Source organism: Streptococcus mitis (genome assembly GCF_003942995.1).
GTDB lineage: Bacteria > Bacillota > Bacilli > Lactobacillales > Streptococcaceae > Streptococcus > Streptococcus mitis_CV.
In genome coordinates this window covers 229,914-244,549 of sequence record NZ_RJOH01000002.1, presented here as the reverse complement: position 1 = coordinate 244,549, position 14,636 = coordinate 229,914, and the positions used below count along the sequence as shown (strand labels likewise).

The window sequence follows — 14,636 nt, the reverse complement described above, 5'->3', positions numbered from 1 at the left end:
GCCACAATTAAGAAATATATTCAAGAACAGGAAAAGCATGATATAGCACTAGATAAATTAAGTGTAAAAGAATATGAGGATCCCTTTAGGGATAGTGGTAAGTAATACTAAAGCCTCTTTGAGAGGCAAGTGACGAGTCAAGAGCAATAAGGCTTGAACAAAGTGAAAGCCAGCGTCTTTAGGCGCTGGCTGGTAATTTGGGCTTATAGCCCTGGGACAAACCACCCGTTTGACGGGTGGTCATGATTGTGGGAAGATTTTATACTCTTCGAAAATCTCTTCAAGCCGCGTCAACGTCGCCTTGCCGTAGATATGGTTACTGACTTCGTCAGTTCTATTTACAACCTCAAAACAGTGTTTTGAGCAACCTGCGGCTAGTTTCCTAGTTTGCTCTTTGATTTTCATTGAGTATTAGATGAAGATTAATCAAAATAAAGCAAGTCTTTGCTGGTGCTTGTAAAGAGGTCAAAGCCATCCTTGGTAACAACACCGCAGTCTTCGATACGGACACCGACTTTACCCGGGATATAGATACCTGGTTCAACAGAGAAGCACATGCCTTCTTCGATGACCATATCGTTTCCTTCCATGATAGATGGGAATTCGTGAACATCCATACCGATACCGTGACCAAGACGGTGGTTGAAGTACTCACCGTAACCAGCTTTTTCGATGACCTCACGGGCAGCGTGGTCCACTTCATGGGCAGTCACACCTGGTTTGATAAAGTCAAGAGCAGCTTGTTGAGCTTCAAGAGTCAAGTTATAAATGTCTTTCTTGAATTGGTCAGGTTTGCCGACTGCGACTGTACGAGTCATATCTGACGCATAGCCGTTGACTAGAACACCCAGGTCAAAGAGGAGAAGAGCATCATTTTCAACCTTGTTAGCTGCTGGAATACCGTGTGGATTTGCAGCATTATCACCAGTTAAGACCATGGTATCAAAACTCATTTCATAACCTTCACGCTTCATGGCAAAGTCAATTTGGGCGATGATATCTGTCTCAGTCTTTTCAAGAGAAATATTATCAAAACCAACATTAACAGCCTTGTCAGCATAGAGACCTGCAACCATCATTTTTTGCACTTCGTCAGCTGATTTGATGAGGCGCATGCGTTGGATGCGAGGAGTGAGGTTTTCAAACTCAGCAGTTTCAAAAACTGTTTTCAAGCCATGGTATTTGGTCAAGATAAGATTGTCAAACTCAACAGCGACACGTTTGAAGTCAAGTTGTGGAAGAGCATGTTTCATTTTTTGCCATGGATTTTCAGAATCTACATAGCCCACAACTGGGAAGGAAACAGTGCTGCTTGCACGTTCTACTTCAAGGGCTGGGACAAAGAGGAGGGGTTCCTGATCCGCTAGGACAAAAAGGAACATCTGGCGTTCATGGGGATCACTGTAAAAGCCAGTGAGGTAATTGATTGTGACGGGGTCAGATACGACAGCGACGTCTAGTTTTTCTGATTCAAGATATGTTACGATTTGTTGTAATTTAGACATATGCTACCTTCTTTCTACTCCTCTATTTTGGCAAAAAAAGAGAGAAAATGCAAGGGAGAAGGGTAAAAGAAAAGACAAAAAAACTCCGACAAGATAACGGAGTTCTTTGATATAGTTTTACTTTGTTTAAGAAAAGTCAGCCTTGCTTTTGACGTCGCTGTATTCCTCAGCGATTTCTTGGCTGAGAATGTCCTCATAGGCAGGAAGTTGGATATCCTGACCGTATTTCTTCTTGAGGGCTGTAGTGACTAGGCGATAAGCTAGATTGGCATTGCGAGAGAGGATAGGCCCGTGGAAGTAGGAACCAAAGACATTCTTGTAATGAACCCCTTCGCCGACCTTTTCTTCGTTGTTTCCATTTCCATAGACAACCTGTCCCAGCGGTTTTTGGTCATCCGAGAGGAAGGTACGACCCTGGTGATTTTCAAAACCATAGTAGGTTTCATCGAAATCTTCATTATGAATCTTGATGTCCCCGATAAAACGGTTATTGGTCTGGTTGAGGGTGTAGTGGCCCATGACACCTAGCCCTTCTATACGTCTCCCTGAAGCTTCAACATAATATTGCCCCAATAGTTGGAAACCACCGCAGATAGCGAGAACCACACCGTCGTTTTGGATGTAGTTGTCAATGCTCTCTTTTTTAGCAGGTAGGTCGTCCGCAATAATACTTTGTTCAAAGTCTTGACCGCCACCGAAAAAGGCAATGTCGTAGTGATTTTCATCAAAGTTATCATGGAGAGAAACGATGTCAACCGTCACATGGGCTCCCAGTTTTTCAGCCACATACTTGAGCATGAGGATGTTTCCATTGTCCCCATAGGTATTCATGAGATTTCCGTAGAGGTGAGCAATGTTGAGCTGATAAGGGTAATTGCCAGCTTTTGAGGAAAGTGAAGTATAAACCATTAGTTCATCTCCTTTCTAACAATCTGACGATTAGCCAGCAGTTCGCGGAATTCCAGCATAGCAGTATAGGTAGCCAGGATATAGGCATGCTTGCAGTCTTGGTTCTCAATGGTCTTAAGAACTTGTTCTAGATTGCTTGTTTCAGTGATTTTTTCAGCTGGATAGCCTGTTACTCGTAGACGACGAGCGATTTCAGAATGACGAACACCGCCAGCGTTAATTTCTGGAATATCCATCTCAGTGATTTGTTCAAAATCAGCATCCCAGATCCAGCTTGTATCAATTCCGTCTGCATAGTTAGCGTTAAGGAGGACAGATAGGCTAAATGGATAAGGTGCTAGTTTAATCATTTCGATAGCTTGGGTCGCACCGACTGGATTTTTAATCAAGACGAGGGTGCATTCCTTGTCACCGATATGGAAGGTTTCTTGGCGTCCAAAGACAGCACGGCTCTTATCAAATCCTTGCTTGATGAGTTGTAAATCTGCACCAAGGAAACGGGCGATGGCAACCGCAGCTAGGGCGTTGTAGATATTGTAGAGACCACCGATTTGAATACCGTATTCTTGTCCGTCAATGACAAAGCGAGAGCGATTGTTGGTCAACTCAACTAGTTCTGTCAAGCGATAGTCGAGATCAGGACGTTTACATCCACAGCCTTCACAGATATAGGCACCCAAGTTTGCATAGGTATTATGCTCATATTTGAGGATTCCTTGGCAGTCAGGGCAGAGGATTCCTTCGGTATTATAGTGAGCCAGCTGAGCTGGACCTTTCTCCAAGTCAAAACCAAAATACTGTACAGGATTTGGAATAGCTGGCTTGTAGAAAAGTGGACTGTCTCCATTAAGGAGAACAGTGGCAGTAGGCACTTTACGAATAGCATCCAAAATCATCTTGTAAGTTGTGTAAATCTCACCATAGCGGTCCATCTGGTCACGGAAAATATTAGTAATAACAAATAAGCTTGGCTGGATATAGTCACAGATACGAGATAGACTAGCCTCGTCGATTTCTAGAACGGCAATATTTTTCCCAGTTTTAGACGATTTGGCAGTCAAGAAGGTCGTTGCGATCCCTGTAATCATGTTGGCACCGCTTGGATTAGTAAGAACCTGACCATAAACCTCTTTTAAAATGCCGACAGTGAGGGCAGTTGTCAGGGTTTTTCCATTGGTTCCAGTGACCACGACAATCTCGTAGTTCTTAGCTAGGTTTTGTAAAATATCTTTATCAAATTGAAGGGCGACTTTTCCTGGGAGCGTACTTCCACGGCCAAGACGGCTTAAAATGAAGTGGGAAGAACGCCCGGCAAGAAGGCCCAAAGTAGTTTTTAAGTTCATGTTTCTATTATATCATAAAAGAGGGAAAAGACAGATTTGATACTCAATGAAAATCAAAGAGCAAACTAGGAAGCTAGCCGCAGGCTGTACTTGAGTACGGCAAGGTGAAGCTGACGTGGTTTGAAGAGATTTTCGAAGAGTATGAGATTTCGCAGAAATGAAAACAGCCCTCAGAGGGCTGTTCGATACGATTAAATCTCAACTTAAATCGCAAACAAGTCATTCAAGTTCTCAGCCAAGGTTGGGTGAGTGAAGATTTGTTTTGTGAAGTAAGTGTAAGGAATCTTGTTGTCCATAGCAACAGTGATGATGTTGATGATTTCTTGAGAACCTTCTGAGAAGATGCTTGCTCCAAGAATTTCTTTTGTTTCAGTATTCACAACAGCTTTGAAAGCTCCACGAAGGTCTCCATTTACGTGACCACGAGGCATTGCTGCAACAGGGATTTCCTTAACAGCGTATGGAAGTTTCAAATCAGCTGCTTGGCTTTCAGTCAAACCGACTTGTGAAAGTGCAGGTGTGATGAACATGGTATTAGGTACATTGAGACGGTCTTCAAGTGTGTAGCTTCCATCTCCAGCAAGGTAGCTGTAAACAACACGGAAGTCATCAAGTGAAATGTAAGTAAATTGAAGTCCACCATTGACATCTCCAACTGCAAAGACACCAGGAACGTTTGTTTGACAATGTTTGTCTACTTTAATAGCACCACGTTCAGTTAGTTCAATATCTGTATTTTCAAGTTGAAGTGGTTCTACATTTGGTTTGCGTCCAGTTGCGTAGAGAAGGGCATCGAAACGGTAAGTTTCATTTTCAGTTACGACAAGCACTTGGTCACCGTCGTTTTTAATTTCAGTAGTACGGATGTTTTGAAGCAATTCAATACCATCTTCTTCCATGTATTGTTTAGCAAGAGCTGCGATGGAAGGTTCTGCACGAGGAAGGAAAGTATCCAAGGCATCTAAGACTGTAACCTTGCTTCCAAGTTTGTTGTAAAGACCAGCAAATTCAAGACCGATATTTCCGCCACCAAGGACACCAAGTTTTTCAGGTAATTTGTCCAAGTTTTGGATACCTGTTGAGTCAAAGACGTTTTTGCTTGTAGCAAGTCCAGGGATTGGCAAGACGTTTGAAACAGCACCAGTGTTGATGACGATTGTTTCAGCAGTCAGTTCTTTCTTTTCATCACCAGCTTGGATTTCGATGACTTTATTTGAAAGGAAGTGAGCTTCCGCATCAAAGATATCTACGCCTGTACCAGCAACAGTAGCATAGTTTTTACCGTTGAGGCGACTAGTGATAGTGTTTTTGGTAGCAATAACTTCTTCAAAAGACAAGTCTTTCTCAGCAGCAACTAACAAAGTTTTAGTTGGGATACAACCGATGTTGATACAAGTTCCACCGTACATAGCTTTGCTACGTTCAATGAGGGCAACTTTTTTGCCAGCTGAAGCAAATTTACCAGCTAGTGTTTTACCAGCTTTACCAAATCCGATAACGATTAAATCATAAGTTAACATTTATCTTCCTCCTATTCGCATTTCATTCTAGCACAAGAAAAAAACTTTTGCACAATTCTGCTACGCTTTAAAAAAGTTTATGAAATAGTGGAAATTTCATCCTCATTTTCTCAGAAAAATCGTTTACATGACTTTATCGATGGATTGGGCTATCTTTTGCTTCTCTCTTGTGTTATACTAGATAGGTTGCAAAGAAAATAGTACTTTTCTTTTGTGGAAAAGAAGCAACACGATTTTATATCCAGTATATGAAAATACGTCATAAAAAGAAAAGTATAAACTAAGCCCTATAGGGTGGCTTCGCACCACCTTTAGAAAGAAGAATAACGTGAAATTTAATGAATTAAACTTGTCTGCTGATTTGCTAGCAGAGATTGAAAAAGCTGGTTTTGTAGAAGCCAGTCCGATCCAAGAACAAACCATTCCCTTGGCCCTTGAAGGCAAGGACGTTATCGGTCAAGCTCAGACTGGTACAGGAAAAACTGCAGCCTTTGGCTTGCCTACCCTTGAAAAAATCCGTACAGAAGAAGCGACTATCCAAGCCTTGGTCATCGCTCCAACTCGTGAACTTGCTGTCCAAAGTCAAGAAGAACTCTTCCGATTTGGTCGTAGCAAGGGAGTCAAAGTCCGCTCAGTATATGGCGGATCAAGCATTGAAAAACAAATTAAGGCTCTTAAATCTGGTGCCCATATCGTGGTGGGAACTCCAGGTCGCCTCTTGGACTTGATTAAACGCAAGGCCTTGAAATTACAAGACATTGAAACTCTTATCCTTGACGAAGCGGATGAAATGCTCAATATGGGCTTCCTAGAAGATATCGAAGCCATCATTTCTCGTGTCCCTGAAAGCCGTCAAACCTTACTTTTCTCAGCAACTATGCCAGATGCCATCAAACGTATCGGTGTTCAGTTTATGAAAGAACCTGAGCATGTGAAGATTGCGGCTAAGGAATTAACAACAGAATTGGTTGACCAGTACTATATTCGTGTTAAAGAACAAGAAAAATTTGATACCATGACTCGTCTCATGGATGTGGAACAACCAGAACTTGCTATCGTATTTGGTCGTACAAAACGTCGTGTAGATGAATTGACTCGTGGTCTTAAAATCCGTGGCTTCCGTGCTGAAGGAATTCATGGAGACCTAGACCAAAACAAACGTCTTCGTGTCCTTCGTGACTTTAAAAATGGCAATCTTGATGTTTTGGTTGCGACAGACGTTGCAGCACGTGGGTTGGATATTTCAGGTGTGACCCATGTCTATAACTACGATATTCCACAAGATCCTGAAAGTTATGTTCACCGTATCGGTCGTACAGGTCGTGCTGGTAAGTCAGGTCAGTCTATTACTTTCGTATCACCAAATGAAATGGGCTACCTCCAAATCATTGAAAACTTGACTAAGAAACGCATGAAAGGCCTCAAACCTGCAAGCGCAGAAGAAGCCTTCCAAGCTAAAAAGCAGGTGGCTCTTAAGAAAATTGAACGTGACTTTGCGGATGAGGAAATTCGTGCCAACTTTGAGAAATTTGGTAAGGATGCTCGTAAGCTAGCTGCCGAATTTACTCCAGAAGAATTGGCAATGTATATTTTGAGTCTGACAGTCCAAGACCCAAATAGTCTTCCTGAAGTGGAGATTGCACGTGAAAAACCACTGCCATTTAAACCATCAGGTAATGGCTTCGGTGGTAACGCTAAGGGAGGTCGTCGTGGAGATGACCGTCGTGATAATCGCCGAGGAGACAACCGTCGTGGTGGTCGCCGTGATGATTTCAAAAAAGGAAGTCGTGGCAACGATCGTTTTGATAAGGAAAAACGTTACCGTAAGGATAATAAAAAACCACGCAATACTTCAAGCGAAAAGAAAACAGGCTTTGTGATTCGTAACAAGGGCGATAAATAATAAAAAGCGGTTCAAAATGAATCGCTTTTTTATATAAGGAGACCGAATGGAAAAAGAAAGATAAATAAAATAGATATATTATCTTCTTGTAATATTATAATACACAAAAATAGGGGGCTTGTCAATAGAAAAGAAGCAATTTAATTAAAAATATTCTTGTTTTTTCAAATTGCAATTAAATAAGCAATTTTCAGATAATAATTGAAAATTCAAGCTGTTTATGTTATAATGATAGCGATTAAATTCGAGGTGAAAAATGGCACATTTATTAGAAAAAACTAGAAAAATTACTTCTATCCTGAAGCGCTCAGAGGAGCAGTTGCAGGAAGAACTTCCCTACAATGCGATTACCCGTCAATTGGCAGATATTATTGATTGTAACGCCTGTATCGTCAATAGCAAGGGACGTCTCCTTGGTTATTTCATGCGTTACAAAACCAATACAGATCGTGTAGAGCAATTCTTCCAAACTAAGATTTTCCCAGATGACTACATTCAAGGTGCGAACATGATCTACGATACAGAAGCCAATCTGACAGTTGATCATGATTTAAGTATTTTTCCTGTGGAAAGTCGTGCCGACTTTCCAGATGGTTTGACGACTATTGCACCGATTCATGTATCAGGGATTCGACTTGGTTCTTTGATTATTTGGCGCAATGATAAAAAATTCGAAGACGAGGACTTGATTCTTGTTGAGATTGCGAGTACCGTTGTTGGGATTCAACTCCTTAATTTCCAACGTGAAGAAGATGAGAAAAATATCCGTCGCCGTACTGCTGTTACCATGGCGGTTAATACCCTTTCTTACTCCGAACTCCGTGCTGTTTCGGCTATTTTAGGGGAATTAAATGGAAATGAAGGGCAGTTGACTGCGTCAGTGATTGCAGACCGTATCGGAATCACCCGTTCTGTGATTGTCAATGCCCTTCGTAAACTTGAGTCGGCAGGGATTATTGAAAGTCGCTCACTTGGAATGAAGGGAACCTATCTTAAGGTCTTGATTTCAGATATTTTTGAAGAAGTGAAGAAAAGAGATTACTAATGACTAAGGCTTTGATTTCGATTGATTATACAGAAGATTTTGTTGCTGATAGTGGAAAATTGACAGCAGGCGCTCCAGCTCAGGCGATTTCGGATGCCATCAGCAAGGTAACTCGATTAGCTTTTGAACGAGGAGATTACATCTTCTTTACAATAGATGCTCATGAAGAAAACGATTGTTTCCATCCAGAAAGCAAGCTATTTCCTCCTCACAATTTGATTGGGACTAGTGGACGGAATTTATACGGAGATTTGGGGACCTTTTATCAAGAGCATGGTTCAGACAGTCGTGTCTTTTGGATGGATAAACGCCATTACTCAGCTTTTTCGGGTACTGACCTAGATATCCGTTTGAGAGAGCGTCGAATTTCTACAGTTATTTTAACCGGAGTTTTGACGGATATCTGTGTCCTGCATACAGCTATAGATGCCTATAATCTAGGATATGACATCGAGATTGTTAAACCGGCTGTTGCATCTATCTGGCCTGAAAATCATCAATTTGCCCTAGGTCATTTCAAAAATACACTTGGAGCTAAGTTAGTAGATGAAAATCTAAATGAAATTTCAGAGTAATTTATTTGATGAAATGAAAAAAATTGAAAAAAGTGTTGACAAGCATCCTAAAAGTTGATATACTAGTAAAGTAATCGACGCGGGGATGGCGGAATTGGCAGACGCGCAGGACTAAGGATCCTGTGACCGCTTTAGGTCGTGAGGGTTCAAGTCCCTCTCTCCGCATAGGATAAGAGTTAGCTTAGGCTAGCTCTTTTGTTTTCATCTACTTCAAGTAGAGCAAAAAACTTTTGCTCTTTTTTTGTATTTCATAAACATTTCATATTTGAATTTTATAATAGTCTTACAAATATGGAGGTGACAAATGAATCCAATCCAAAGAGCTTGGGCTTATGTCAGCAGAAAACGACTGAGAAGTTTTATTTTATTTCTGATTTTATTGGTCCTATTGGCCGGAATTTCAGCCTGTTTGACTCTGATGAAGTCCAACAAAACAGTTGAAACCAATCTTTACAAATCACTCAACACATCTTTTTCTATTAAGAAGATAGAAAATGGTCAGACATTCAAGTTGTCAGACCTAGCATCTGTAAGCAAGATTAAGGGACTGGAAAATGTTTCTCCTGAACTCGAGACGGTCGCAAAACTAAAAGACAAGGAAGCGGTGAGTGGCGAGCAGAGCGTGGAGCGTGATGATTTGTCAACTGCGGATAAGAATTTGGTTAGCTTAACGGCGCTTGAGGATTCATCCAAGGATGTCACCTTTACCAGTTCAGCTTTCAATTTAAAAGAAGGACGACACCTTCAAAAAGGGGATTCAAAGAAAATCATCATCCACGAAGAGCTGGCTAAGAAGAATAGTCTTTCGCTTCATGACAAGATTACCTTAGATGCTAGTCAGTCAGAAGCTGGCAAAGGACAAACTGTCGAGTTTGAAATCGTCGGAATCTTCTCTGGTAAAAAACAAGAGAAATTTACAGGCTTGTCTTCTGACTTCAGTGAAAACCAAGTCTTTACAGACTATGAAAGTAGCCAAAGCCTTTTGGGAAATGGTGAATCTCTAGTCAGTGCAGCGCGCTTTTATGTAGAAAATCCTAAGGAAATGGACGGACTCATGAAGCAGGTAGAAAACTTGTATTTGGAAAATCAAGGCTATCAAGTCGAAAAGGAAAACAAGGCTTTTGAACAAATCAAAGACTCAGTTGCAACCTTCCAAACCTTTCTGACCATTTTCCTTTATGGGATTATGATAGCTGGAGCTGGAGCCTTAATTTTGGTCTTGTCTCTCTGGTTGAGAGAAAGGGTCTACGAAGTGGGGATTCTTCTGGCACTTGGAAAAGGCAAGAGTTCGATTTTCCTGCAGTTCTGTTTAGAGGTAGTTTTGGTATCTCTCGGAGCTTTGCTTCCAGCATTTGCTGCAGAAAACGCAATCACAATTTACCTACTTCAAACCCTATTAGCAAGTGGAGACCAGGCAGCCCTACAAGACACGCTAGCTAAAGCAAGCAGTCTATCAACCAACATCCTATCTTTTGCAGAATCCTATGTTTTTCTAGTTCTGCTTAGTTGCTTATCTGTAGCTCTTTGTTTCCTATTCTTATTTAGAAAATCGCCTAAAGAAATTTTATCATCTATTAGTTAAGAAGGAGAAATCATGACTTTATTACAATTACAAGATGTTACCTATCGTTATAAGAACACTGCTGAAGCAGTCCTATATCAGATCAATTATAATTTTGAACCCGGGAAATTTTACAGTATTATTGGTGAGTCAGGAGCAGGAAAATCCACACTCTTGTCCCTACTTGCTGGTCTAGATAGTCCTGTTGAAGGTTCTATCCTTTTTCAAGGAGAGGACATTCGTAAGAAGGGCTATTCTTACCATCGCATGCACCATATTTCCCTGGTCTTTCAAAATTATAACTTGATAGATTATCTTTCTCCACTGGAAAATATCCGCTTGGTCAACAAAAAGGCAAGCAAGGATACACTGCTTGAGCTTGGTTTAGATGAAAGTCAGATCAAGCGGAATGTTCTCCAGTTATCAGGTGGTCAACAGCAACGTGTTGCCATTGCTCGTAGTTTGGTCTCAGAAGCTCCAGTTATTCTAGCTGATGAACCAACAGGAAATCTAGACCCTAAAACTGCTGGAGATATTGTCGAACTGCTCAAATCACTTGCCCAGAAAACAGGTAAATGTGTTATCGTCGTAACCCACAGCAAAGAAGTGGCACAAGCGTCAGATATTACGCTTGAATTGAAGGATAAGAAACTGACTGAAACTCGCAATACGACGAAATAATACGAGCTTTTTCTGTTCGAACTATAAAATAGAATAAAATCTAGAAAGGGAACCTATGTTACACAACGCATTTGCCTATGTTACAAGGAAGTTTTTCAAATCGATTGTCATCTTCCTGATTATTCTCCTCATGGCGAGCTTGAGTTTGGTCGGCTTGTCGATCAAGGGAGCTACTGCCAAAGCTTCTCAGGAGACCTTTAAAAATATCACCAACAGCTTCTCCATGCAAATCAATCGTCGCGTCAATCAAGGTACGCCACGTGGTGCTGGGAATATCAAGGGTGAAGATATCAAAAAAATCACCGAAAACAAGGCCATTGAGTCTTATGTGAAACGCATCAATGCTATCGGAGATTTGACTGGATATGAACTCATCGAAACGCCAGATACCAAGAAAAATCTGACACCTGACCGTGCTAAACATTTTGGAAGCAGCTTAATGATCACTGGTGTCAATGACTCTTCCAAAGAAGACAAGTTTGTCTCTGGTTCTTATAAGCTGGTCGAAGGTGAGCACCTAACAAACGACGACAAGGGCAAGATCCTCATGCACAAGGACTTGGCAGCCAAACACGGCTGGAAAGTAGGGGACAAGGTCAAACTAGACTCTAATATCTACGATGCAGACAATGAAAAAGGTGCCAAGGAAACAGTCGAAGTGACAATCAAGGGACTCTTTGATGGTCATAATAAGTCAGCAGTAACCTACTCACAAGAACTCTATGAAAATACAGCTATCACAGACATTCACACTGCTGCAAAACTTTATGGATACACAGAAGACACAGCTATTTATGGGGACGCAACCTTCTTTGTAACAGCGGACAAGAACTTGGATGATGTTATGAAAGAGTTGAATGGCATCAGTGGTATCAACTGGAAGAGCTATACACTCGTTAAGAGCTCATCTAACTACCCAGCTCTTGAGCAATCCATCTCTGGTATGTACAAGATGGCCAATCTCCTCTTCTGGGGTAGCTTGAGTTTCTCAGTTCTTCTCCTTGCCCTCTTGCTCAGCCTTTGGATCAATGCCCGTCGCAAGGAAGTGGGTATTCTCCTCTCTATTGGTCTCAAGCAGGCAAGTATCTTGGGTCAATTCATCACTGAATCCATTTTGATAGCCATCCCTGCTCTTGTTTCTGCATACTTCTTAGCTACTTACACAGCGCGTGCAATCGGAAATACTGTTCTTGCCAATGTCACTTCAGGTGTTGCCAAGCAAGCTAGCAAGGCTGCTCAAGCCTCTAACCTTGGTGGTGGTGCAGAAGTAGATGGCTTTAGCAAGACCTTGTCGAGCCTAGATATTTCCATTCAGACATCGGATTTTATCATCGTCTTTGTCCTTGCCTTGGTTCTAGTGGTTCTCGTTATGGCGCTTGCTTCAAGCAATCTCCTTAGAAAACAACCAAAAGAACTTCTGCTGGATAGTGAATAACAAACTTGCTACCTATTCTCTCCTAAATGGGGTATAATATAGGTAGCATTTTTATCTATTTTATCTTGATAAGGCCTCTTTCTTTCAAGATGAAATTGAGATGATTTACAAGAAATTTAAAGGAATGTGAAACGTTTTTCTATGAAAATATTAATTGTAGAAGATGAAGAGATGATCCGTGAGGGTATCAGTGATTATTTGACGGATTGTGGTTATGAAACCATTGAGGCAGTAGACGGGCAAGAAGCCTTAGAAAAATTTTCCAGCTATGAAGTAGCCTTGGTTTTACTGGATATCCAGATACCAAAGCTCAATGGCCTGGAAGTTCTAGCTGAGATTCGTAAAACCAGTCAGGTTCCTGTCTTGATGCTGACTGCCTTTCAGGATGAAGAATACAAGATGAGTGCCTTTGCCTCTCTGGCAGATGGCTATCTGGAAAAACCTTTCTCCCTCTCTCTCTTAAAAGTGAGGGTGGACGCGATTTTCAAGCGCTATTATGATACGGGACGATTCTTCTCCTATAAGGATGCCAAGGTGGACTTTGAAAGCTACAGTGCAAGCCTAGCAGGAGAGGAAGTGGCTGTTAATGCTAAAGAGTTGGAAATTCTGGACTATCTGGTGAAAAATGAAGGACGGGCCTTGACCCGATCTCAGATAATCGATGCTGTCTGGAAAGCGACAGATGAGGTTCCCTTTGACCGTGTCATTGATGTTTATATCAAGGAACTGCGGAAAAAGCTAGGCTTGGACTGCATCCTCACTGTGCGCAATGTTGGCTATAAATTGGAGCGAAAATGAAACGAACAGGCTTATTTACAAAGATATTTATCTATACCTTCTCAATTTTTAGTGTTCTAGTCGTCTGTCTCCATTTAGCCATTTATTTTCTCTTTCCCTCGACTTATCTGAGCCATCGTCAGGAAACCATTGGTCAGAAAGCGACAGCCATTGCCCAGTCCCTAGAAGGCAAGGATAGGCAGAGCATCGAGCAAGTCTTAGACTTGTATTCCCAGACTAGTGATATCAAGGGGGCCGTTAAGGGCGAGATGACAGAGGACAAGTTAGAAGTCAAGGACAGCCTTCCTCTGGATACGGACCGTCAGACCACCTCTCTCTTTATTGAGGAACGTGAGGTGACAACGCAAGACGGTGGTACTATGACTCTCCAGTTTCTAGCTTCCATGGATTTGCAAAAGGAAGCAGAGCAAATCAGTCTCCAGTTTCTTCCCTATACCTTGCTGGCATCCTTTCTGATTTCCCTCTTGGTGGCCTATATCTATGCTCGAACCATTGTTGCTCCGATTTTGGAAATCAAGCGGGTGACCCGACGAATGATGGATTTGGATGCCCAAGTGCGATTGCGCGTGGATTCTAAGGATGAGATTGGTGATCTCAAGGAACAAATCAATAGCCTTTACCAACACCTCTTGACAGTCATTGCGGATTTGCATGACAAGAATGAAGCTATTCTTCAACTGGAAAAGATGAAGGTCGAATTTTTGCGAGGGGCTTCTCATGAATTGAAAACACCTCTGGCTAGTTTGAAAATCCTAATCGAAAATATGAAAGAAAATATCGGTCGCTATAAGGATAGAGACCACTATCTGGGAGTTGCCTTGGGGATTGTGGATGAGCTCAATCACCACGTCCTCAAGATACTTTCTCTCTCGTCTGTGCAGGAATTGCGAGATGATAGGGAACAAATTGACTTACACCAGATGACGCAAAGTCTGGTCAAGGATTATGCCTTACTAGCCAAAGAAAGAGAACTCCAGATAGACAATAGTTTAACCCATCAGCAGGCTTATCTAAACCCATCAGTTATGAAGTTAATCCTGTCTAACCTCATCAGCAACGCCATCAAGCACTCTGTTCCAGGTGGCTTAGTTCGCATTGGAGAAAGAGAAGGGGAACTTTTTATAGAAAATAGCTGCAGTCCAGAAGAACAAGAAAAACTAGCCCAGTCTTTTTCTGACAATGCTAGTCGCAAGGCCAAGGGTTCTGGGATGGGGCTCTTTGTGGTCAAGAGTCTATTAGAACATGAAAAATTACCTTATCGTTTTGAGATGAAGGAGAATCGTTTGACCTTCTTCATAGCTTTTCCAAAAGTCGCCTAAGACTAGGGATGGAAAGGGTTTACATAGATGAAGCTAGAAGAA

Annotated in this window: 12 protein-coding genes, 1 tRNA gene and 1 pseudogene; 10 read left to right on the top strand and 4 right to left on the bottom strand. The window is 41.7% G+C overall.

From position 1 onward, the window contains the following. Positions 1-105: pseudogene (locus D8836_RS02715) on the top strand (IS200/IS605 family transposase); the annotation flags it as partial. 317 nt (positions 106-422) lie between these two features. Here the strand turns inward: D8836_RS02715 and D8836_RS02710 are convergent. From D8836_RS02710 to D8836_RS02695, 4 genes are all read right to left on the bottom strand, one after another. Continuing rightward, the gene (locus tag D8836_RS02710; protein ID WP_125393076.1) at positions 423-1,505 is read right to left on the bottom strand and encodes a M24 family metallopeptidase; all 1,083 of its coding nucleotides are present in this window, start codon (positions 1,503-1,505) and stop codon (positions 423-425) included. 126 nt (positions 1,506-1,631) lie between these two features. After that, entirely contained in the window at positions 1,632-2,414 is a 783-nt protein-coding gene (gene gatD, locus D8836_RS02705) for a lipid II isoglutaminyl synthase subunit GatD (RefSeq protein ID WP_049499586.1), read from the bottom strand. After that, positions 2,414-3,757: a lipid II isoglutaminyl synthase subunit MurT gene (gene murT / locus D8836_RS02700; RefSeq protein ID WP_125393075.1), complete on the bottom strand. Its 1,344-nt coding sequence runs from the start codon at positions 3,755-3,757 to the stop codon at positions 2,414-2,416. The genes gatD and murT overlap by 1 nt, the downstream gene beginning before the upstream one ends. A 203-nt stretch (positions 3,758-3,960) precedes the next feature. Further along, positions 3,961-5,277: an FAD-containing oxidoreductase gene (locus tag D8836_RS02695; RefSeq protein ID WP_125393074.1), complete on the bottom strand. Its 1,317-nt coding sequence runs from the start codon at positions 5,275-5,277 to the stop codon at positions 3,961-3,963. A gap of 328 nt (positions 5,278-5,605) precedes the next feature. Between D8836_RS02695 and cshA the strand changes: the two genes are divergently transcribed. The 9 genes from cshA to vncS all read left to right on the top strand — a co-directional run bounded on the left by cshA (position 5,606) and on the right by vncS (position 14,594). Beyond that, complete coding sequence (gene cshA, locus D8836_RS02690) at positions 5,606-7,180, top strand: degradosome RNA helicase CshA (protein WP_125393073.1); 1,575 nt, start codon at positions 5,606-5,608, stop codon at positions 7,178-7,180. Between the two features lie 256 nt (positions 7,181-7,436). After that, complete coding sequence (gene codY, locus D8836_RS02680) at positions 7,437-8,225, top strand: GTP-sensing pleiotropic transcriptional regulator CodY (protein WP_000940738.1); 789 nt, start codon at positions 7,437-7,439, stop codon at positions 8,223-8,225. Then, positions 8,225-8,800, top strand: a complete 576-nt coding sequence (locus tag D8836_RS02675) for a cysteine hydrolase family protein (RefSeq protein WP_042750413.1) — start codon at positions 8,225-8,227, stop codon at positions 8,798-8,800. Before codY ends, D8836_RS02675 begins: the two co-directional genes overlap by 1 nt. Before the next feature lie 79 nt (positions 8,801-8,879). After that, positions 8,880-8,965 (top strand) — tRNA-Leu (locus tag D8836_RS02670). 139 nt (positions 8,966-9,104) lie between these two features. Then, complete coding sequence (locus D8836_RS02665) at positions 9,105-10,382, top strand: ABC transporter permease (protein WP_125393072.1); 1,278 nt, start codon at positions 9,105-9,107, stop codon at positions 10,380-10,382. Positions 10,383-10,394: 12 nt separating this feature from the next. Beyond that, on the top strand, positions 10,395-11,042 hold the full coding sequence (gene vex2, locus D8836_RS02660) for an ABC transporter ATP-binding subunit Vex2 (RefSeq protein ID WP_000173751.1): 648 nt from the start codon (positions 10,395-10,397) through the stop codon (positions 11,040-11,042). 55 nt (positions 11,043-11,097) lie between these two features. Further along, entirely contained in the window at positions 11,098-12,477 is a 1,380-nt protein-coding gene (gene vex3 / locus D8836_RS02655) for an ABC transporter permease subunit Vex3 (RefSeq protein ID WP_125393071.1), read from the top strand. Positions 12,478-12,618: 141 nt separating this feature from the next. Continuing rightward, positions 12,619-13,275, top strand: a complete 657-nt coding sequence (vncR, locus tag D8836_RS02650; protein ID WP_125393070.1) for a response regulator transcription factor VncR — start codon at positions 12,619-12,621, stop codon at positions 13,273-13,275. Continuing rightward, positions 13,272-14,594, top strand: a complete 1,323-nt coding sequence (gene vncS, locus D8836_RS02645; RefSeq protein ID WP_125393069.1) for a sensor histidine kinase VncS — start codon at positions 13,272-13,274, stop codon at positions 14,592-14,594. The genes vncR and vncS overlap by 4 nt, the downstream gene beginning before the upstream one ends. Positions 14,595-14,636: the final 42 nt, after the last annotated feature.